Here is a 20,778-nt window from a genome sequence, read left to right as displayed (position 1 = left end):
GAGCCACCTCGCGCACGCGGCCTCGTCGCCGCCCACCGGCACAGCGGGGCGGCGACGAGCCAACCACGCGCACGGACTGAGGCTGGGGCCGCAAACGGCATCAACGTGGGTCAGTCGGGCCGGGTGTCCAGTGTGGTCGGTTCGGGGGACGCTCGCGTAGGCCAGCCAGTGGGGTAGTGAGAAATGTATGGTGAGTGTTTTCGACGACGCGCGGCGCCACCGGAAGACTCACTCTGTTCGTCTTCCGAGCCCTCGCTCGCTGACGCTCACGAGGACGACGGAGCGCTGCGCTCGGCGCACGTGCGCCTCGCGGCGGTCCACCGTGCCTGCAGTGGCGGGCACGGTCCCTATAACTACCGAGCGTTCGGCAGGGTTTCATTTATAGACTCGTGTCGCTGGTATCGCGATTTCGGACAGCTACTTGCGCTGCATTCGTCACCTGGTCGCTCTCAGTATCTGTTGCATTCCCTGCTACCAAAGCAAAGAGAGTACCACGATCAGAGCATTCAACACTCGCCGCACCTAGCTTTAACACCGAGGACCGTCTCGAGGAAATCAGCTATGCCAGAGTACATCGACCCGGGTGTCACAAAGCTCCGAGACAGCAGTAGTGACGACACCATCACGCTGCTACTGGGCGTCTCTGGCGACCGTGAGGAATTCATAGCCCGTGTTGAACAGCTCGGTGCCACAGTCGAGGCATCCCTTGGCCAGGCGACTGTACGTGTGACCAGCCCGAAAGCAACCGTAAATGAACTGTGTGAGCTTGATGGGCTGAAATCGATCGAGCTTGAGCGGGAGGACGTCCGGACGCTCGACGAGGGAAACGACCGATCCCACCGGCGTGTGGCTCGCTCCTAGATTTACGTCAGTTCGTTTTCGACTCTTACTCTGTCACTCTCAATCTCCAGTCTTCGACTTACGAAGGTGAGACTGTCCGGATTGGGCTTGTCGATTCAGTGCTCGAACCGACCGCTGCGCTAGCCGATACCCTCGATATCGACCAGCGGCTGAACTACGTCGCTGACGACACACCGGACACTACCGGCCACGGCGAAGATGTACTTGAGTTACTGGGCTATTTCGCGCCCGCTGCAACCTTCAGTCTGGGACGAGTTTCGGGACGCCGATTGTCTCGGGGTCCCTCGCGACCCTCCTCAGCGACCTCTCCGACGATGAATCCGCCCTCTCACCTACGCAGTTACGGCAAGCCATCTCAATGGGAGCGACCGATATTGATGAAGGGACAGTGCCGAAATTTGACGCTGGTGGAACGCAGGAACTGCTGTAACCTCTCTTACTTGCTGTGACTACGAAAGTTGCGAGCCCATTGTCTATGGGCCCCCAGCGGAGATTGCGGTGGGTGCGAGGTATCCATCCATGCACTGGACCGCAATCCATTTACCTAGATGTGACAGCAAGACTAAAACATTGGTGTGAGCAGCGAGGCCGAAGCGGTCGGTACACTCCATCCCGAGCAGCGTTCAGTGTGAAACTATACCGCAGTAGAGCGGAGGCATGAATTGTAAGCCGGCAAATATATGAGAGGTAGTCACATAGTACGTCTCATGCAGGACTTGACTGGCTTCCAACGTGATCTGCTGTATGTAGTCGCTGGCCTTGAGGAGCCACACGGCCTCGCCATCAAGGATGAACTTGAGAAGTACTACGAAAAAGAGATTCATCATGGACGACTCTACCCAAACCTCGATTCGCTTGTCGAGAAGGGGCTCGTCGAGAAGAGTGAGAAAGACCAGCGAACGAACGTCTACACACTCACTCAACGCGGCCACCGTGAACTGGAAGCCCGCCGCGAGTGGGAACGCAAGTACGTAGAGTCTGCAGAGACGTCGGCCACATAAAGCCACCGCACCCAGTTTCGGTCCGTGAATAGCATTCCTCGCACTGAGAAACGAGTCGTCGGGAAACGTAGTTGCCACTAACCAACAACCGTTGTTTTGATCGTCAATGTTGGTTAGCAGCGTTACGCATAGCTGGTTAACCGACACAGCTCCTCTCTAGTAGGTAGAGCGACGCATGTTGGCTGTACCGTACTTACGCCGTTGCCTCGTCCGAACTCTCATCTGGAGCCACAAGCGGGAGGTCGATATCAATAGCATCGTACCAGACCGATGGTCGCTTCGATTGCCCATCGTCGACGAGTTCTATGAGATGGAGTTCCTCCAACTCGTTCAGATTCCGATGAACCTGGCTAATATCTCGATCAACGAGACGAGCCGTCTCACGGCTACTTTCTGTATTGAGATGCCAATTTGAGCACCAAAACTATCCTCCTCAGCATTTCCATCCCCTAATGAGTCCCTCAGCAGTGCTGTCATTGAAGCGGTCGTTGTGCAGCGACCATCACCGTTCTACGCTCGCATCGGTTGAGTCCCGCTAAGCGCAGTCACCGGGAGAAAGCAGAAAGAAGTTGGAAAAGAAGACATCCAAGGGCCTTACTCCGACACGACCGTTGTGTTCCTACTCAAGTTCCGAGACTGTGACAGTCCATGGGCCAATATCGTCAACGGCAATCGAGTACTCACCGGGCGCCTCAAACGTGTACTCAAAGGACACGTCTGTGCTCTTGCCAGGTTGGAGGTCGATCTTTTTCGCTTGGATCACATCTGCATCGACAGTCAGCTTCAAAATCTGGATAGTCTCGTCACTCCCAGTGTTAGTGACGGTTCCGTCCACCTCTATCTTCGTTCCACGCTCGACCGTCTCAGGAACGTCAAAACCGTCGAATTTGAGCCACTCAAGCTCTGTAGACTTTGGTGTTACTTCGAGGGTTCGAGAGGTGATGACGTCGTCCGAGGGGCGGCCAACAGCGATTTCGTACGTGCCTGGCTCTCGGAGCTGTATCGGGAACTCTACCTGCTCTTCATTTCGGGCAGGAACACGGGCGAATGTCGTTTCGACCGACTCCCCATCGACGTAGAGTTGCAGCTCCTCTCCACCAATGATACTCCCAGTATTCGTAATTTCCAAGAGCGCTGAGGTGGATTCGCTGGCCATCGTCTCCTCAGGAACGATGAATGAACCGTACTCATACTCTGGCTCCTTGTACTGACGGAGTTTCCGCTTTTCCTGTCCTCTTGCCGGGCGAAGACGGACTGCTTGTCCGCCACCGTTGATCATCGAAGCGACCAGAGTATCAGCCGAACTGACGATGAATTCCTCAGTTGTGACCGAGGTCGGATTGCTCTCGAAGTCGGCGTCCGCACCGTCGGTATAGACGGTAGCGACGTACGGACGACTATCGTCGAGGGAGTCCAGCGGTACTTCAAGGGCACGCGGCGTTTCGTCGGTGCCGCTTCCAATATACCATTCCTCACCTTTCCGACGCGCGAACGTAGCGTACTGTCCGATTTCTCCGTTGACGACTGTCGTCTCGTCCCAAGCCACAGGAACGTTCTCAATGAATTCGAATTCATCAAGGTCGTCGTAGTTCTCCGGGAGGTCAGCGACCATCTGCTGGCCGCTGAACATGATGAGATAGAGTGCCAGCTGACGAGCACGAGTGTTATGAACCCGCGTGTTTCCGCCGTACTCCGAATGCTTCACGTCGAAGATACCCTGATTGTAATCGACGGGACCACCGAGCATTCTCGTGAAGGGGACGACGAGGGTGTGATTCAGCGGGTTCCCTTGCGGGCCCGCATTCTCGTATTCCAGCCCTCTGACGCCTTCACGGGTCATGAGATTGGGCCACGTGCGGCGTTTACCCGTCGGCTTGACCGGTTCGTGGACGTTGAGCATAATTTCGTGCTCGGCAGCCATCTCCGCAACGTACTCGTGGTGATTCACCATCACCTGCGAGTGATGTGGATAGAGTTCCCCATCTATTAGCATCCCTTCAGCACTCACGTATCCGAGCTTTGCCGATGGAATCCCGAGTTCCTCATAGTAATTGTAGGCGTCCTCCAACTGATTCTCGTAGTTTTCCACACCGCCACCCGTCTCATTATGGATTACTACGTCGACCGACGGATCCTGTTGTTCTCCGTACTGAACGACTTCCTCAAGGTCATACTTTTCTGTAGACTCAGTAAAGTTGAAGGTATACGGCGGATTGCTCCATTGATCGAATCCGCCCTCCCAGCCGACGTTCCAGCCTTCTACAAGTAGATTTTCGATTCCGTGTTCGCTGGCAAAGTCGATGTAGCGTTTTGCGTTCTCGGTCGTCGCACCAACGTCTGGACCGGGCGCCCACGTCGCCTTCCCGATATGCATCTCCCACCAGATGCCCATATACTTCGAGGGGGTAATCCAGGATGTATCGTCGATTTCTGACGGGTCGTTCAAATTGAGGACGAGTTTCGACTCCACAAGGTCTCCGGGTGTCTCCCCGATCGTCAGAGTCCGCCACGGTGAGGCATGAGGTGTTTCGGCTTTCACCTTGGTTCCGTCGGGTAATGGAACGAGTGTCGACTCAAATACGGATGGACAATCATCCACCCGAGTCGCCGTCATCCCGGCGTAATCAGTGAGCGCAGCCTCGTGGAGACTCATGTATAGGTCGTCGTCGACTTGCATCGTCAGCGGCGTGTTCGCCCCATCGACCGTTGCGCCGACCTCCGGCGTCGGTTCGATGCCGCTTAGGGGAGTCTCCTGGTAGATATCCTCGTAGCTCTCGTAGTTATCGGGAATCCACCAACAGGTGTAGTCATCGGCGAAGCGGAACGTTGTCCGCTCGTTCGTGATTGTGAAGTCTTCGAGCGCATCCTGTTGTGGAAGGACGTACCGGAACGCGGCCCCGTCATCGTACGCACGAAACAGAAGCGTCAGTGACCGGCCGGGGTCACCTCGTTCTGCAACGCCGACAGCGAGTTCGTTGTAGTGGTTCCGTACCGACTCAGTCGTTCCCCAAACGGGTTCCCACGTCGTATCTGTGCTCCGTTGTCGAACACCAGTGACCACTAGATCATCCCCGAGTGGTGCCATATCTTCGAATTCGAATCCGAGAGCCGAACGGTCAACGAGGGATTGCCCGTCGTAGCTAACGGCGTACGTAGGTGTTCCCTCTCGAAGCGAGAAATGAACTTGTAAGCGACCGTCTGGGGACTCGATACGCTGTGATGAGTCCGTTTGTTCGTTCTCGACAGGAGACGTGTTTGCTGTCGCAATAGTCGGAGTAACGCTCGCCGCTACAGCGCCCGTTGCAGCCAGTAATTTCCGACGGCTGAGACTCGTATCTATCAATTCTGCTATTTCCTCTAGGTCAGGTGCCATCGTTTCTCACCGTGATCCCAACCCACATAGTAATTCTGATTAAACGAGTTGTTTAAGATTTCTACGCACCTTTTTCCATTCTCGGCTTATCGCCAGCGGGCGCGCCACTATCGAATATGTCCTGAATACCTGTTCGGCTCAGCAAAACAATCAAGATTGACGTTGCCTGTGTGGAGGCCGCGGTCCAGACCGGTACCCAGAGACGTGCTGGTCGTTTCGTGCATTTATCAACAGATGCCGACTACAGTAGCAGTAATGACCGAAACGACTGATACCGCGCTCAAAGAGAAGCTAGCCAGCTTCGGACTCTCCGAAAAGGAGATTGAGAGTTACTTAGCCCTGCTTAGCCGGGGGGAAGCGACGACGAGTACGATTTCCGAGGATGCAGACGTTACCCAGCAGGGAGTGTACAAAATCGCCGAGCGGCTCGAGGAACGAGGCTTGGCTCAGGTAAACAGCCATGCATCTCCCACGACGATCCGGGCTGTTCCGCCGGCAACAGCAATGGCGACACTGTCGGATGAGATCGACTCTATGACGCCGCTCCTGGAGGAGCGATTCAATGAGTCACAACCTCAGTCACCCAAGGTCCAGATGATGAAGTCACGGGAGACAGTGCTGAAGCGAGCAAAGAAGGCGATTTCACAGGCCGAAAAGGAAGTAATTCTCGCGATTCCGGAGCACATCTATCCAGAATTGGAGTCCGAACTAAGGGCTGCTGTTGACCGAGAAATACTCGTGCTCCTATTAATTGGAAAAGCGAATGTAGGAGAGGAGGACGGAACCCGGTTTGCAGGTGTTGCAGACGTCGTTCACTCTTGGAACGAGTCAGTCCCATTTCTGTACACAGTCGACGATCGGACGGCCTTGATTGGTGGTGCTGAGGTAGTCTCGGGGTCAAACACAGATGAGGATGCAGTTGAAGTAACGAGATCGCGACTCACAGGGACAGTACTCGGAACATATCTTGGAACATTCTGGCCTGCTTCAAATGAGGTGTTCGTGACGGATCCGTATCCGCTGCCGAGGACGTTTGATTGGTTTCGCCAGGCAGTTCTCCATGCCACTCTCTACAAGAGCAACGGAATTGATCTATGGGCGGATATCGAAACAGGTAGTGGCGAAACACTTTCTGGTCCAGTACGTGAGATCCGGCAAGGACTCGTCGAACCCCCAACGAACGAGTTCTCGCTACAGACGAGTCTGAATATCGAGTCTGACCAAGGAGAAGTGAGTATTGGTGGCCCAACTCCATTCATGGAGGACTACGAAGGGAAGCGCATCACCTTACGGCAAAAAGACTGAATCGCATAGTGACGGTTCTCATTATTCGGGTTTCACGACGTCTTCACAGGCTGGACACTCGGCCCAGATGCCTGTCGTCCCATCGTCTTGCTCGTACTCGACTAACAGCCACGCTGGAGTAATATCTTCATCACAGTCCGGACATCGGCCAAGTATCGACGTATCATGAGTCATGCACAGGTAAGTCCCTTAGATATCGGTCGTTGCGCTATCTCGTGTTGCGGTAGCTTCCGTAGTAAGTGTTGGGTGGGCAATAGTTCAAGATATGAGTAGCCGAGTCCCGCTGGCTTAGAGCTCGTCCGGATCGAGTGCTTCTAGCCGGTTTCGACGAGTGTGCGTGCTTTCACCCTCTGGGACGCCTCCTGTGTCGGCAGTGCCTGTACAGAGCGAGCAGTCAGGCCAGTGGTCGGGAAGTTTCTCACGCTCTATTTCTCTGATCTCTGTGGCCTGCTGAAGCGGCTGACAGTCTGGGTCCGTGTGAATATGGATAGTTGTCCCGACGCCGACTGGTCCACGTTTCTTGATCCAGACTGTCTCACTCGACATTAATTCAGTGCTATGGTCGCTTACTATATGAATGGGCTTACGCATTTTGGCTACCAGCAGATCAGAGCGCTCGAATGCACACCACATCAATATTGACGAGGCCTAGTTCGCTAAGAGAGGCAGCCATCGCTAACCAACAAAATCGTTTTTTACTCTCTATTGTTGGTTAGATTTCGTCTCGCATCGCTGGGTAGCTGGCATGATCCGCATTTGATGATGAGTGAGGGACTCACCAAAGCACACAGCGGCACGAAAGGACTCAGACAATCACGACTCAAGAAGTATTCCCGTGAGTCTGAATGAACTGTTAGAGTTTCGGTAATTCGATGGCAAGAAGTATCTGCGAACTCGTGGTGAGAGCACTCTACGAGCGTGCCGACGCCAGCTCCAAGACTGGGGATGTGAGACTAGATTTTCGCTGCACAGTGCAGTCGGTAATACGGTGAGGGTCAGCATCGTTTTGGGATCGAGCGAAGTGGGACACGCGTGGGTCTGCCAGCCAGCTGGGGGGAAGGGGTTCCCAGTATCGACGCCAGTGGGGCAGTCCAACTGGCGAGAGGCTTCCCGGTTGAGTACAGTGATGTCTGGTGTCCTTCTTTCTGTAATCTGAGAGGTCCAGTGCCGGCCCAATACAAATCGATAACGGGGGGTGAATCGTCTGGCGACAGCCCTCAACAAAACTCTCGAAAGTTCGATATGTTATCTTGGCTACTATCGCGCAGATACCCCGAATTTGTGGGGCAAGTAAAACGGTTAAAGTGGTCGTAACACTACCCCACCGATGTCCTGCGATTTTGGGGAGTTACGGCAATATAGTCCTATTAAAAATCAAGTCAGATGCGTGCCGTACTGCTATTTTAGACCAGAATACATATGAAGAAATGACTTTACTGAGAGTTTTAGGTATTTTCGCGCTGGGTAGCGGCCACTCAGAAGTGGAGCGAGCAATAGAGCGGGAACGAACCGAGGCGGGGGATAGAATAGTTAGGATTCTAAGATACCAAAGAGGATCTGTCCACTGTCATGCGCTGGGTGTGTTAGTATGGGATTCGAAGCGACAACGAGCGAAAAGTGAGTCAGTCGAAGGGCCGAACTACATGAAGTCCGCTGCGTCGAAATCGTCGCCGTCACTCTCGGACTCCGCTTCAGATTCGGCGGAGGATGAAGCAGTTGGAGAAGCGTTCTCGGGGTGGTCATCGGTGCTAGTATCAGTGACTGTGTCGTCCGCGTTGTCTTCGGGAGATTGCGGCGACGTTTCGGCAGCTGAATCTATATCAGAATCCGTATCATTCCTGGGTTCACCGTCATCTTCCAGCGCTGGTTCCCCGTCACTTTCAGCAGTCGGTTGGGTGTCCAGCTGCTCTTCGAACAGGGTTTCAGGGACGTCCATCTCATCGTCCGTATCAGATGATTCAATGGTAGGGGTGGCGTCCTTCGCAACGGACCGATAGTCATCGCGGAACGTCTCACTCATCCGGAGGACAGTCGTTCGTTTCTCGACAGCAGCGAGGACCTCAGTCGGTGTCAGTCCAGTCTCGACATAAAGGTCGGTAAGCATCTCTCGAATTTCGAGCGTCGTTCCTGCTCCCGGAGGGAGGTCGAGCGCGCGCCGGTCGAGCATCGCCCCGAGGTCTGAGAGCGCGTCGACGTTCTGGCCTCGCGTGACTGGACCTGCTTCGACATCGAGGCGAGAGAGTGCATCCTGCCATCGACGGTCGCTGTAGGTGATCGACGGAGTCTCGTCGACGTCATCGGCAGCCCACACATCTGGGTCGGTCTCAGCATCGGTTCGTTGCTCCGTCCCATCGCTGTTGGACTGCCCGATACGTCCAGTGTAGTGTCGAAGTATCGCCATCCAGCTATCCGTTTCGGTGATGTCTCCGTCGGAGTCTGCCTGTCGCGGCGTTCCCGGCGACTCCGCCCCGCGTTCAGGTAGTCCAGAACGAACTTCGTGCAGTTGGTGAGTTTGTCCGTACCACCAGTCCGTTCGTGTTACCGTGATACACTCGCCGGGCTCGAAGTCTCGGAGCTGACCGGATGTGATGGGTGCTTTCTCGGTCTCTTGGTAGCTTTCCCGCGCTTGAGACCGATGCGAATGAGACCCAGACTGCCGCGACAGCGAGTGGGTTTCGCGTCGGTCTAGCACTCGCCGCTCACCGAGTTCGTTGCGGATGAACTCCGTCGACTGGGAGTCACCCGGCCCGAAGTACAGGCCTTGCGGGCAGTTGCCCAGAATCCCCGAGATATCGCTGTAGGTATCTGAGAGTTGGCCGATGGTCTGGACGCCGATCAATGCCCGCGCTTTCTCCTTGCGACCACGCGCTGTGAGGTTCGTAATCTGACCGAGCGGCGGGAGTTGGTCAATTTCGTCAAGGACGTGGACCGTCGGATTGGGTGACTCCATCGCGAAGCGAATCGACCAATCCAACAGCAGCTGGAACATCGGGCCGAGCGTCGCCATCCGAGAGGGCCTCGAATCGACGATAAGAACCCGACCATCGGGGTTCTCGATGTACTCTCGCAGTGAGAACGAGCCGTGTTCGGCGAAGTCCTCGACGAAAATAGGCCGGGTGTACTCGACGAGCGTCTGGTAGACGTTCTGGGCAGCTTTCCCTTGTTCGGTGTCTAAGTGTCCGGATTCGAGTTGGTCGTAGCTGTCGAGTGCGTCGTAGATACCAGCTCGCCCCTCTTCGAGCAGCGAGACGATATCCATGTGCGAGAGGTTCTCCCGACGGTTGTTTCGCTGGGCTTCCAAGTGGAGATAGCGCAGCATATCCTCGAACACCTGCTTGGCTGGCGTATGGAATGGGTTGTGTCCAGATGGATTCCCAAACACCGCAGCTGCGATCTCCCGAAAGTCCCGTCGGGAATCGGCATCCCGAAAGAGGTTCCAGGTAACATCCCCGTCAATCCCGACACGCTTGACGTCGAAGCCGAGGTCGGCGTAGAACTGCTGGAACTCTTCGCCAGCGTCGTGGGCGATAATAGCCGTATCCCGATTGTACGGGAACTGGTAGGCCAAGAGTTGCATAGCCGAGGATTTCCCGCTCCCCGTTTCGCCAAGGACGGCGGTCGAGACGTCCTCTTTAAGTGTTGGGAGTGAAGGCGCAGCGTCGTTTTTCGTCTTGACGGTCTCGTATGGTACCGCCAATTCGTCGTCCCCGCAGCCCCATGGGTTTCGAGCGAGTGACCGAGGTGAGGTGCGACGGGCGATGTCGACGACGCCAATGAGCACCAGCGCCCCAACGTAAATCGCTACCCCAGTCTCATACGAGACAACAGGCGGAGCCACGCCGGGCACTTGGAATCCAGCGAACAATCCGATGACGAGCGCCGCCGCGAGGAGGTGAGCAAAGGGAGCCAGTAGCAACACCAGCAAATCGCCGCTGAGCAGCGCTTCAGCGAAGAGCAGTCCCGTGATGATGGCGAACCCGGCGTAGATGTATCGCCACGCCCAGAAGCGCCTGTGGAGTAGCTTGTCGCTATCTATCCACATCGGCGGGACCAAGAGCATGAACACGCTCCAGAACAGCATCGCCGGCCCATCGTATTTCAGACTCGTCGGCATCTCGCCGGACTTCTGACCCGGGGCTGTTCTGGGCGATTGGGAATCGTTTGCCATCAGTACCCACCGGCGTCGAAGTCACGCTCCGGACCCGACTCAATTTGTGCTGCCTCCACGAGTTTCTCCTTCTGGGGCCGAGTCTGTTCCGGGTCGTCATCGGGACTCTCAGCAGCCTGTTCAGCGTGCTTGTCCGCGCCTTTCTCCTTGAGACGTTCAGGCTCGTCAAATGATTCTTTTGCACGGTCACGGAGGCGCTTGATGTCGTCGACGTCCATCTTCAGTTCTGGTTCATGCCCGGTCGCAGCGACGTGAGAGTGTGGAATCTCCGTATCAGTGTGGACGGCGTACGCATAATCCGTCGTTGGCTGGTCACCGAACCCTTGATACATGAACTTCCGTGTCTTGGCGCTGATTTCTTCCGCGGTGAAGTCGGCATCGGGGTCCGGAGAAATGATGAGGTGACGCTGGAACCCGAACTTCTCACTCTTCTCGATGAACTGCTCGATTCGCTCTTCGTCGAGTTCACGACCGATCCGGTCTCGGAGCGGAACCTTTGTTCGGGATGCATCTTGCTCTCGATCCCGGCGAATATACTTCAGTAGCTTCCCAGCGCCACTCCGCTGGAAATCCGTCTTCAATATCATCGGTCAACAGCGAGCAGCGAGTCGAGTGGCGACGAGCCCTCTCTGTCCGATTCCCTCCCATCACTCGTCTGTGTGACAGGACTATCGGCCATCTGGAGCGCCGCTCGTTTAATCGCTGCCTCACGCTTTTCGGGACTGTACTCCTCTTTGAGCAGTTCCCACAGAGACAGCACGTACATCGTTCGGAGTGACTGCAGATGTTCCACGTCGGACGTCGTTTCTTGCTTCAACTCTTCAATCGCAGCGATAATTTCGGTACTCGTCCTGTCGATAGTCGAGACTACATCATCATTGGCAGAGTACCGAGAGAGACGTCCATCTAAATCCATCCCGTGGTGGTTCTTTAAGATCAGTTCGCAGTACTTCGATTTCGAGAGCCCCGCGGAATCAGCACGCTTGTCGAGCTTCGTGTTGAGTGCTTCGTCCGTGTAAATCTGGAGGCGCGCGTCTTCGACCATCAGTCATCCGCCTCCTGGCGCTGTAGCTTCTCCAACCCAGTATCTAGCCGGTCAGACGCCTCCGAAAGTGCCTCCGCTTGCTTCTCACCTGGATATTCCCCACCGATCAAATTCCAGAGCGCAACACCGTGTAGCACTTCCTCCTCTGTCGAGGGCGACAGAGCGGCCTCTACCTCATCCAAGATAGCCGCTTCCATGTCATTCAACTGCTCTTCGAGACCGGTTTCCGAGACTCGCTCGGAGCGTACATCACGAGCGATCTGTTTGTCCAGCGCGACGACGCAGTACTTTGAGAGACTCATCCCTTGCCGGTCGGCCATCCGCTCTATCAGCTCCTTTTGCTCATCCGGCGCGTAGAACGTCACGTTCTCACTCATCCGACTCACCCCTATTCTCGTAGAGTGCTCCGTCGGCTCCATTCGTCGTGAACGGCATATCTGACTGGCGTTGCACCTGTGATTCTGATTCAGCGCGAGACATGGTATCTGGTTGAAAGTCGTCGTCAGTTGGCGCTCTGTTCTCCGTCGTTTCGACAGCCTTCTCAACCGCCGCCTGATCCAGTGCCGTCGACATCGCTTCGACCAGTTCCGCCGCAGAGAGTCCTTCGAGGACGTGTTCAGCCTGGTCGACCGTCAGCCCATGATGGGCCAGCACGCCCTTCATCGACTCCGTCCGGAGGAACTCTTCGAATGCTTCGACTTGCTCGGATTGCTCTTCGACGAGGATGTCTAGCGGATTTTGCTCGTGCGGGTCAAGATCGATGACCCGCTTTTCTTCCCACGACGTCCGAACTTTGACCGGGTAGTCGCCGTGCTCGTCGACCCGGACCAGCGCTTCGCTGTAGCCGTGTTCGCTTCCGACCGTCTCTTTCCCGGCTTCCGCGTTGTTCACATAGTGTTTCTGCTCGCGGGTCATTCCCGCCCGCTTTGCCGTCTGCTCGTCCAGTTCTGGCTCCCGATGATGGACCATAATCGGACACATCCCCGCGATTTCCTCAGCAGCATCGCCATCGTAGAACTCTTTGAGCGTCTGAGAGAGCATCACCAGCCGAATCCCGGCGTGACGTTGGTGGCGAGCGATCTGATTGAGGAAGGCGAGGTTCGCGTCGTCGGCGAACAGATAGTGGGCCTCGTCGATGATCACCTCCACCTTCGTTTCCATGTTCTTGGCCTGCTGGTACAGCGTCGAGAGCAGCAACTGCATAATGAACGACTGCTTGCCCAGTCCATCACCAGAGCCCTCGACTTGCTGGAGGTCCAGATACACCGCTTTGCTATTGTTATCGATCAGATTCAGGTTTGACTCTTCGGCGAGGTTGCCGTAGGTACTGCCTCGGCGGAACGGCTGCAGCGCCACCGAGAGCTCGTCGGCGTACTGCCGAATCTTCTGCTTTGAGCTGGCGGTCTCCGCGCCGGGGAACACTCCAGGGTCAGCCTGAATCTCATCGATCAGGTCGAGCAGGTCCTGCATCGTCGGCGAGTTCGCCGGCGTGTGCGTCGACGGGTCGTCGGGGTCGATGGCCGACCGCTCGAACGTTGTCTGAATCAGGAACGTAATCAGCCCGCTGTGCATTTCGAGGTCGATATCCCGCGAGGTCAGGAAGTTCATGATGACCCCGTACACTTCGTCCATCTTCGCCCGAACCGGTTCCATGTCCGGCGAGGCATCGAGAACGTGCTGGGGCGTCGGATGCATCTCACATGGATTCAGCGGCGTGTCCCCGCTGACGGTGATACGCTTCGCATCCAGCAGTTCAGCGCTGCCGCGCATATCCCCGACCGGGTCGATGAAGACCTGCTTGACGTCTGACCGCTTCTTCATCATCCGCAAGCCCCGAGCCTGTGTGCCGTGGGTCTTCCCGCCGCCGGGCATTCCCGTCACTAGTTCCGAGTGACCTGTCTCTAGGTCCCACGGGTCAATCAGCACTGAGGAGTCGTTGTGGTCGTGGATACCGTAGCGAATTCCGCCAGTCATCCGGAGGTAGTTCGACGAGAAGGGGAACAACGCTCCGAGAGCTTCCCCAGTCATCGACGACAATCGCTCGTTCCCGAGTTCGTTCGCGCCTAGTGGCGAGACCGTGGCTAATCCCTGTTCCTGACGGCGGGTCGCTCGCTTGATCGAGCAGTTCGCCGGCGAGTCCCGCATCAGCGTCTCTAACTGGTTGGTCTGCTCACGAAGGGCCTCTTTGCTGTCGGCAGTCAGACGGATGAACACACCAGCCTGATACAGCGACGTGTGGTTCCGACGAACGGCCTGCCGGATGTACTTCGCCCGCTCGATATCCTGCTGGAGGTCCTCCGTGTCCAGTTCGCCGACGTCCTGCTGCAACACGCGCAGCGAAGACACCCACTCGGAGATCACCGAAACAGCATCCTGTGACCCGTATGGATTGATGTGGATCGAGACGTCGGCTTTCAGGTCGGTGTCTAGCAGCAGTCGCTCAAGCATCCCACTGGTCGGGTGTTCGGGGAAGGTTTCTATCCAGAACGTCCGAGCATAGGTCTCACTGTCGAGGACCGTGTAGTCCTCGTTCCAGTCAATAGCCGACGGCGCCAGCCACGACCGCTGTTCCTCACCGGGCTGTCTGAACGCCGGCGGCACTTCCCCGACATCGTCGTCGTCAAAGTCGTGCATCTCGATATCTTCGAGGTCTTCGACATCTTCGATATCGCGGTCCAGCGCCTCGGCTTCCTGTGACCGGGAGTAATGAACTGGCGAAAGGCCCGTCGTCTCTTCGAGGTCGCCGAACGACTGTGATTCACATGCCCAATACTCCTTTGTGAGCGTCGCAAGGCGAAGTGGCGACACCGGCTCCCCACTACAACGATACAGGCTGTTGATCGCACGAGCCGTCGTCCCAACTCTGTCCTTCAATTTCTTCGCTTTGTAGGTATCTCGCTCGCTTTCGGTGAGACCCTCCGAGGAGATCATCTCGACAAGACGGCCGATGACCGGCACAGAATCCAGCGAGCCAACGAGCGATGCTGACTCACGGTCGAGGTCGTCTATGTCGGCGTCGGTCACCGAGACGATGATGTAATACTCCCGCGCCATTTCGGTCCCGCCGACGGGATTGCTCTCGTCATCCGTGTGTCGGTCGAGCCATTCCATCAAGAGACCCCGGAGCATCGGCAGCCGTTGGGTGTCGGCATCGTCGAGACGGTCTTGATGGGTGGTGACGTGCACTTCCCGGTCAATTTCACGGGTGGTGACGTACAGGTTCGTCTCGCCCTCTAAGGAGTTCGCTAAGTCCGTGAGTGAACTGACGGCCTTCTCCCATTGGCTGCCATCTTTGAGCGCCATGTTGGCGGGCGTGACCTGCACAGCACCGAGATGCGTGCCGTCGATGCGCTTGATGCCGTGCGGAAGCACGCGGTCGAGTCGCGTGACTGTCCGCGTATCCTGCGCGCCATCACCGAACAGGTACTCCGGTTTCTTGACCGCCCACCGCAGGCGGACCTCCAGCCACTCAGTTAGTCGGTAGTAGCGGGGCCGCGCTCGATGCAGGCCGAACAGGAGGAGTTCGGTCGCAATCAACAGACCAGTCGCCGGCAGCAGGAAACTAGCCGGGACGAACGGCAGGCCCAAGAGCGCGAGATACCCAAAGACAGGGAAGATGAACAACGCTAGTTCACCGAACGTGTACTGTCCCCAGAACTCGGTGGTGCCACCGAGATCGTCGTGAATAATGTTCGTATTGAATTCGCTAGACGAGTTACTCATCGTTGTTGTCCTTGACCATCGCCAGATCTTGCTCATCGAGGCGGTACGCATCGGGACCGAGTTCCTCATCGGTCTTCAGCCGCTCGCGCAGCAGCTCACCGACCGAGTCAAACTCGGGCGGGTCGCCGTCCGCTGCCGATTCCTCTTCGTGGTGATACACTTTGGTGTCTGATCGGTTCGGAACCGGTTTCGTGGCTGCTCCGCCGGAACTGCTGCTCGTCGGTGGAATTGTCGTTGTGCCGCTGGCCGACTTCTTCGCGGTTCGAGTCGGTTTGTTCGAACTGCCACTCGACGTTGGCGTTGAAGACGAAGATGGGACAGCGACAGTCTGTCCGAGACCGCTTGAACTGCTGGCACTACCAGCCCCGCTCCCACCGCTGGGCGGGGGTCCTCCGCTAGGTGTACTCCCACCAGATGATCCACCCCTCTTCGACGACGAAGACGACGGACCCCTTCCTTGTCTTCGAGTCTGCCCGCTCTGTTGGCCCGTCGACGTGCCCGCCGCCGTGGTTGCAGACGAGCCAGATTTCCCTCGGTGAACCATCTGCGCGCCGTTCAACACTCTTCGCGAACTTCCCTTCGCCACACCTTTGCCAGCTTCAACTGCCCCCGCAGCAGCCGGACCGCCCGCTAGATAGGCTCCAGCGGTCACACCTGCTCCTGCGACAGTCCCCGCAGCTTTGGCTGGCTTCTTCCCTGCTGCCATCATCTTATCGCTGAGACTAACCAACGTCGGGCTACTCCTCTTGAGCATCGCCTTCTGGATCTTTGCACAGAGCAACAGCACCATTGGAGTAATGAACAGCCCCAGTCCGGGGATTCCCCAGTCGTTGATCTCAATCGAGATCCGGATGAGCAACGCTGTCGGAATACTTGCCGCGATAGCACCAGGATACGTCCCGGCAATCTGCTTCGAGAGGCCACTGAAGCTTTTGAACGGCCAGACCTCTAACGCCCAGAACGTCGCTACCAGCGGCATCGCTAACGTAGTGAGAATTACCGCCATCCATCGGGTAATCGATACCACGAGGACTTTCGCATAGATATAGAGCAAGCCCAGTAGCAACACGAATGAGACTGCTGGACTATACAGAGACAGTTTCGCAAAGACCAGCAGTTCTTGGGCGATCTGGCCTTCAGTCGCATTCGCGAACGTCGAGACGGTCTCACCAATGACATCGAAGAATTGCAACGCAAGAGACGCAATCGGGAGCCAGAAAAAGAGCGCAAGGAACGCAAACACCAATCGACGTCCAATCCGTTTTCGAACGACTGGATTGATCGCATTGTAGCGCACTCCCACGACGGCGACGACGATAATCTGGACACCAAACGCCAGCCCGACGACATACTCGAAATAGAGTGTGTTGATCAGCGGTCTCCACGGGCTATTCACGGCACTGTTGAACGCCATATTCAGCCCGCCCGCTCCGGGCCCTACGGGCGCTGGAGTGCCAACGAGAGGCTGGACGAGTACATCCAGTACATTTTCTTTGAACCAACTCTCGAAGGCAGTCGGAAACATCTTCAAGAACTCTATCAATGCCCGAAAAACCAGTTCGGTGAACGTAGGCACGTCACCACTGAACTGTCCAGCGGACCCTCCAGCTCCCTGTCCTGGGGTTGGAGTCGGTGTTGGAGGTTGACTCTGCATTGCTTAGGGAGTTTTCGTCTCCGTCTGTTCGACAACAGTATAGTTTCCCTTCAGCGAGAGACTACAGGAGTTCTCAGCCGGGTTATAGCTGAATGTTTGCGTGAAAGGAACCTGTTCACTAAATGCCGATTGTAGCGTCATACTAGCCTCTCGAGTATAGCTTTCTGAACAATCGAATAACTCCGCCAGGTAGTTGCGAACTGGAAGAAGCTTTCTCTCTCCCGGTTTAATCATCGAATCAAGATCATACTCTAGAGTGGTCTTGTCGAAGGCTTCCGTATGTGGACCATCTTCCGAGACGACTTTCTGAGCAATATCGGCGTGCTGCCCGGTGTTTTCTACAATGAGTCCGATATGCCTTCGATTTCGACGATGTGACGGCGGAAACCCATCGGATTCGTCGGGACCAATGACTTCCTGAAGTTCCAACGATGCCGAGTACGTCACTGGAATCTCGACATCTGTTTCCTCGCCGACGAGAACCAGCGTATTCTCGCCTCGCGTAATTCGCTCGGAAGGGTCATCGCCAATCCGGGCAACGAGAAAACTAGCGACTGTCTCACGGGCGGAGATAAACGCCCGATGGACCTCGTTTCCCATCCCGTTTATCAGTCCGATCTGCGTGATCCGCGAATCCGCCGCCAACTCGACATGTGCCATTACCCGGGGGCTTGTCTTGGGTTTGGGCTCGAATGTGAGCGATTTCAACGCATCTGACTGCGAACTTGGACTCTTGGTCGCCGTCGGTCCCGAAGCGGTCCCGTTCGACGAGCCACCGATACTGCTGCATCCGGCGAACGTTGCCATCCCACCTCCGACTGCGCTCAGGAGGCCCCGTCGGTCGATGCAATTCGATACTGCCGATTGAGAATTCTTGTCTGTCATGATGAGTACACTCCAAGTAACCGTCCGTTCGTCCAGACGTCGAAACCGTACAGCAACAGCCCCAGCGGCAGGAACCACAGTATGGTCACGACCACTAAATTCGCGATATCAACGAACTTCGGATGGCCCGCATCAAGCCATTCCACAGTCGTCGTCCGCTCGGTCGCGACGATATCGCTGACTACCGGATTGCCCTGCTCCCACCAGTAGTACTTCGGGCTGTAGGTCAGCGTCACCCGGTCGAGAGCCCGCTCCGGCACCGTGATATTGAACACCCCACGTTCGTCGGGAGCAAGCGTGTGTATCCGCGTGCTGTTGCGAGCGACCACAGTCACGTTCCCGAAATCCACGGGATGCCCACGGGTTGAGCGCACAGTCACCGCCAGCGTCGTTCCGTTCGTGGTCCTGTTGACCACCGTCGCACTCATGTTAGCCGGGTAGGCATCGACGACAGCCGTCGTCGAGAGTCGACTTTCGGTCTTCTCTCCGCGAACGATTCCATGCACCGTCGGCGACCGATAGTCACTCAGCGGATGCGTGTCGTTCGCTCGAAGCGTGAACCGCTCCGTTCGAGTATGGGTGCGAGACTGGGTCAGTTGGACCTCCACTGGTAGCTGAGACTTGTTCGCCGTCGTTCCGTTTCGATAAGACACGACGAACTCCAGCTGGATGCGGTCGTAGTCGTCACCCAACTGGAAGAACTGTGCATCCCCGGCGAGGGAGTGCTGGTCAAGATTCGCCAGCGGTCCCTGCCGTGCCGGGATGGCGTGAACTTGCAACGGGCGAATCCGCTGGGCCGACGAGACGTTCGTTCCCGAGGACGTATTCCAGCGCTCCCAGCCCGGCGGACTTCGTGTGTAGAACCGCCAGCGACTATACACCACATCGCCCGTCTTGAACGTCACACTCCGCCACAACTTCGGCACCGCGAGGCTTGCACCCGTACTATTGCGATGATTTGCCAACGACACCTCGACATCCGACGGCGTCACTTCGTAGGCAGTAACCTGCCGCGAATCGCGTAGCGTGCGATTGTATGTCGTGATGTTGCTGTCGCCAGTGACGGTTGTTTGATTCACCGTCACCGAGAGCGACAGCCGGACAGTCAGCGTCGTCGGCCCGGTGAGATTCCGGTACTGGAGTTCCGCAGTCGGCGAGGCCGCAGTGTCTTGTCGCGTTCCGTTAGCGTACAGGCCAACCTCGTTGACGCTCACTGACTCGAGAACGCAGAAGTCGCTCGTGTTCGCACAGCCAAGTGCTGAACCATTATAGCTGCCAACCGTGCGAACCGTCCCGTTCGGACGGACGTACTGCGTTGTCCCTGTCTCGGTGTGGACGACCGTCGACGGGTTGGTCGAGAATATCTCAACGTACGATGTGTTTGCCACGAGGCCATCGTTCGAGTCGACCCGCGCTGGGTACCGCGACCAACTACTGTTATTGTACCGTTCGAGCTCGCGGTCGTTCCACGCTTCGACTGCCGGGGGTTCGCGGAACGTCACGTCTCCTGAGCAGGCGATGTGGCCGGCCGGGCTTGTCGACGAGTCAGCTGATTCGTTACTCACGTCCGCATAGTCCGAGTCACCTGACCAATACGCCCGAAATGCCGACGAATCGAACGTGTGGGTGTAGTTTGGCGGCCTCGTCCCCGGCCGTTCCGAGCGAGCCGACTCATCTACACCACACGGATCGCCCACTCCGCCGCTTTGAGACGTCCAATTCCCTGCGGACGAACTTGATTCCGATGCTGCCGTCACCTGTGGCGAGACAGCGACGGCTGGCGTCACCAAACTGCTGGCGACCACCGCAATCACGACGAATCGGCGTAGCAGCGACATTTCAGGAGGTGAATCGGGGAATCTCGTTAGAACGGGCTGACGCAGTCAGAGAACGAGAAGCCGATCTCGCTACCGAACTTGTTGATGATCTCCGGCGCCATCAGAGCCAGGAACACAATCCCCAATCCGGTCATCGAGAGAATCAGATCTCGCCGCGCCTCGTTTTGCTGATTCGGGTTTCCGGTTGAGCGCATGTACGAAAGCCCACTCCGACCAGTGAAGATCATCGCTGCTGGCAGTCCCAACGCCGCAAATGCGCCGAAGACAACACTAATTGCAGTCTCGACAGCCGTCCCACAGTACACCGAGCCGACATCTGTCTGGGCCATCGCCGACCCACTAAAGAGAACAGTAATAAGCGACAGCTGGAGAAGCGACCGAAACCGGGGGTTGCCGAGTGCGGTGAACAGTACCGCCCGAATACGGGTACGGAAAGTTCGGCGCTGATTAGAGGGCGAGTCATTCGCTGAGGTCGGTTTGATACTCATATTGGGGTTTGCTACTGATTGCTCTGGTTGGCTGGCGATACTACTGGAGACCCTGATTACCCCCACGAGCGGGCCGCGTCACACGCACCCAGTCACCGTGGAGGCGATCTCGTCTAAACCGATGTCAGATTTATTTGAATTTTGATGGCTCAATTATTGTGAAATCAACTCCAATCTCAGTGAGATTTACAAGTGGATGGGTAAAAAATGTACCGAGTGACATTGGTTCAAGCCCATATTAGCTCTACTCCCCTTTAGGGGGTAGAGCGAATACGGATATTCCCTGGTGACCAGAAAGCCGTGGTTCGTAGACGCGACACTAGTTTCATTTAGATTACTCCCTTAGCAATCAGTCCGCTTTAGAATGTATTTTTATCCTATAATTCTCCCACACACCAAGCCGCTCTCACTACTAGTGAAGTCTAACTCAAGACGTG

Annotated in this window: 16 protein-coding genes and 1 pseudogene; 4 read left to right on the top strand and 13 right to left on the bottom strand. The window is 56.4% G+C overall.

The genetic code is table 11. The annotated features are described in order from the left end of the window. Positions 1–561 precede the first annotated feature (561 nt). From E4S61_RS18420 to E4S61_RS18410, 3 genes and pseudogenes are all read left to right on the top strand, one after another. Positions 562–861 (top strand): hypothetical protein, encoded by a 300-nt coding sequence (locus E4S61_RS18420; RefSeq protein WP_135305412.1) that lies wholly within the window; start codon positions 562–564, stop codon positions 859–861. Positions 862–1,102: 241 nt separating this feature from the next. After that, positions 1,103–1,291: pseudogene (locus E4S61_RS26770) on the top strand (S8 family serine peptidase); the annotation flags it as partial. A 277-nt stretch (positions 1,292–1,568) separates the two neighbouring features. Then, positions 1,569–1,862, top strand: coding sequence for a PadR family transcriptional regulator (locus E4S61_RS18410; RefSeq protein ID WP_135305411.1), 294 nt, complete (start codon positions 1,569–1,571; stop codon positions 1,860–1,862). Between the two features lie 193 nt (positions 1,863–2,055). On the opposite strand, the gene E4S61_RS27000 is transcribed toward E4S61_RS18410, so the two are convergent. The 3 genes from E4S61_RS27000 to E4S61_RS18400 all read right to left on the bottom strand — a co-directional run bounded on the left by E4S61_RS27000 (position 2,056) and on the right by E4S61_RS18400 (position 5,235). Then, entirely contained in the window at positions 2,056–2,217 is a 162-nt protein-coding gene (locus E4S61_RS27000; RefSeq protein ID WP_449405168.1) for an HVO_A0114 family putative DNA-binding protein, read from the bottom strand. Further along, a complete protein-coding gene (locus E4S61_RS25600; protein ID WP_167768565.1) occupies positions 2,193–2,339 on the bottom strand; it encodes a hypothetical protein in 147 nt (48 codons plus the stop codon). Before E4S61_RS25600 ends, E4S61_RS27000 begins: the two co-directional genes overlap by 25 nt. 142 nt (positions 2,340–2,481) lie before the next feature. Then, entirely contained in the window at positions 2,482–5,235 is a 2,754-nt protein-coding gene (locus E4S61_RS18400; RefSeq protein WP_245180832.1) for a glycoside hydrolase family 97 protein, read from the bottom strand. A 255-nt stretch (positions 5,236–5,490) separates the two neighbouring features. Between E4S61_RS18400 and E4S61_RS18395 the strand changes: the two genes are divergently transcribed. Next, complete coding sequence (locus E4S61_RS18395; RefSeq protein WP_135305410.1) at positions 5,491–6,540, top strand: TrmB family transcriptional regulator; 1,050 nt, start codon at positions 5,491–5,493, stop codon at positions 6,538–6,540. Positions 6,541–6,561: 21 nt separating this feature from the next. Here E4S61_RS18395 and E4S61_RS25590 read toward each other — a convergent pair whose 3' ends face one another. The 10 genes from E4S61_RS25590 to E4S61_RS18350 all read right to left on the bottom strand — a co-directional run bounded on the left by E4S61_RS25590 (position 6,562) and on the right by E4S61_RS18350 (position 20,182). Beyond that, positions 6,562–6,714: a DUF7837 family putative zinc-binding protein gene (locus E4S61_RS25590; protein WP_167768564.1), complete on the bottom strand. Its 153-nt coding sequence runs from the start codon at positions 6,712–6,714 to the stop codon at positions 6,562–6,564. 1,465 nt (positions 6,715–8,179) lie between these two features. Beyond that, entirely contained in the window at positions 8,180–10,708 is a 2,529-nt protein-coding gene (locus E4S61_RS18390; RefSeq protein WP_135305409.1) for a type IV secretory system conjugative DNA transfer family protein, read from the bottom strand. Further along, positions 10,708–11,295, bottom strand: a complete 588-nt coding sequence (locus tag E4S61_RS18385; protein WP_135305408.1) for a relaxase/mobilization nuclease domain-containing protein — start codon at positions 11,293–11,295, stop codon at positions 10,708–10,710. Before E4S61_RS18385 ends, E4S61_RS18390 begins: the two co-directional genes overlap by 1 nt. Beyond that, entirely contained in the window at positions 11,292–11,753 is a 462-nt protein-coding gene (locus E4S61_RS18380; protein WP_135305407.1) for a hypothetical protein, read from the bottom strand. The genes E4S61_RS18385 and E4S61_RS18380 overlap by 4 nt, the downstream gene beginning before the upstream one ends. Beyond that, the gene (locus tag E4S61_RS18375; RefSeq protein WP_135305406.1) at positions 11,753–12,130 is read right to left on the bottom strand and encodes a hypothetical protein; all 378 of its coding nucleotides are present in this window, start codon (positions 12,128–12,130) and stop codon (positions 11,753–11,755) included. Before E4S61_RS18375 ends, E4S61_RS18380 begins: the two co-directional genes overlap by 1 nt. Then, on the bottom strand, positions 12,123–15,476 hold the full coding sequence (locus tag E4S61_RS18370) for a VirB4 family type IV secretion system protein (protein ID WP_135305405.1): 3,354 nt from the start codon (positions 15,474–15,476) through the stop codon (positions 12,123–12,125). The genes E4S61_RS18375 and E4S61_RS18370 overlap by 8 nt, the downstream gene beginning before the upstream one ends. Further along, positions 15,469–17,052: a hypothetical protein gene (locus tag E4S61_RS18365; protein WP_135305404.1), complete on the bottom strand. Its 1,584-nt coding sequence runs from the start codon at positions 17,050–17,052 to the stop codon at positions 15,469–15,471. Before E4S61_RS18365 ends, E4S61_RS18370 begins: the two co-directional genes overlap by 8 nt. 81 nt (positions 17,053–17,133) lie before the next feature. Further along, positions 17,134–17,937 (bottom strand): hypothetical protein, encoded by an 804-nt coding sequence (locus E4S61_RS18360; protein ID WP_135305403.1) that lies wholly within the window; start codon positions 17,935–17,937, stop codon positions 17,134–17,136. Positions 17,938–18,011: 74 nt separating this feature from the next. Then, positions 18,012–19,580 carry a hypothetical protein gene (locus tag E4S61_RS18355; RefSeq protein WP_135305402.1) on the bottom strand — a complete coding sequence of 523 codons (1,569 nt, stop codon included), beginning with the start codon at positions 19,578–19,580 and terminating at the stop codon, positions 18,012–18,014. A 299-nt stretch (positions 19,581–19,879) separates the two neighbouring features. Beyond that, positions 19,880–20,182, bottom strand: a complete 303-nt coding sequence (locus E4S61_RS18350; protein ID WP_135305401.1) for a pilin — start codon at positions 20,180–20,182, stop codon at positions 19,880–19,882. Positions 20,183–20,778: the final 596 nt, after the last annotated feature.

Origin of the sequence: Haloarcula amylovorans, assembly GCF_004681185.1 — an archaeon.
In the GTDB taxonomy this organism is placed as follows: Archaea; Halobacteriota; Halobacteria; order Halobacteriales; family Haloarculaceae; genus Haloarcula; species Haloarcula amylovorans.
The sequence above is the reverse complement of the archived record's forward strand: the minus strand, read 5'-3'. Positions and strand labels throughout refer to the sequence as shown.

Excerpts from the sequence above, each read along its gene's own strand:
- E4S61_RS18420 (WP_135305412.1), top strand. The coding sequence starts at position 562 with ATGCCAGAGTACATCGACCCGGGTGTCACAAAGCTCCGAGACAGCAGT.
- E4S61_RS18410 (WP_135305411.1), top strand. The coding sequence starts at position 1,569 with ATGCAGGACTTGACTGGCTTCCAACGTGATCTGCTGTATGTAGTCGCT.
- E4S61_RS25600 (WP_167768565.1), bottom strand. The coding sequence starts at position 2,339 with ATGACAGCACTGCTGAGGGACTCATTAGGGGATGGAAATGCTGAGGAG.
- E4S61_RS18400 (WP_245180832.1), bottom strand. The coding sequence starts at position 5,235 with ATGGCACCTGACCTAGAGGAAATAGCAGAATTGATAGATACGAGTCTC.
- E4S61_RS18395 (WP_135305410.1), top strand. The coding sequence starts at position 5,491 with ATGACCGAAACGACTGATACCGCGCTCAAAGAGAAGCTAGCCAGCTTC.
- E4S61_RS25590 (WP_167768564.1), bottom strand. The coding sequence starts at position 6,714 with ATGACTCATGATACGTCGATACTTGGCCGATGTCCGGACTGTGATGAA.
- E4S61_RS18390 (WP_135305409.1), bottom strand. The coding sequence starts at position 10,708 with ATGGCAAACGATTCCCAATCGCCCAGAACAGCCCCGGGTCAGAAGTCC.
- E4S61_RS18385 (WP_135305408.1), bottom strand. The coding sequence starts at position 11,295 with ATGATATTGAAGACGGATTTCCAGCGGAGTGGCGCTGGGAAGCTACTG.
- E4S61_RS18380 (WP_135305407.1), bottom strand. The coding sequence starts at position 11,753 with ATGGTCGAAGACGCGCGCCTCCAGATTTACACGGACGAAGCACTCAAC.
- E4S61_RS18375 (WP_135305406.1), bottom strand. The coding sequence starts at position 12,130 with ATGAGTGAGAACGTGACGTTCTACGCGCCGGATGAGCAAAAGGAGCTG.
- E4S61_RS18370 (WP_135305405.1), bottom strand. The coding sequence starts at position 15,476 with ATGAGTAACTCGTCTAGCGAATTCAATACGAACATTATTCACGACGAT.
- E4S61_RS18360 (WP_135305403.1), bottom strand. The coding sequence starts at position 17,937 with ATGGCAACGTTCGCCGGATGCAGCAGTATCGGTGGCTCGTCGAACGGG.
- E4S61_RS18350 (WP_135305401.1), bottom strand. The coding sequence starts at position 20,182 with ATGGCCCAGACAGATGTCGGCTCGGTGTACTGTGGGACGGCTGTCGAG.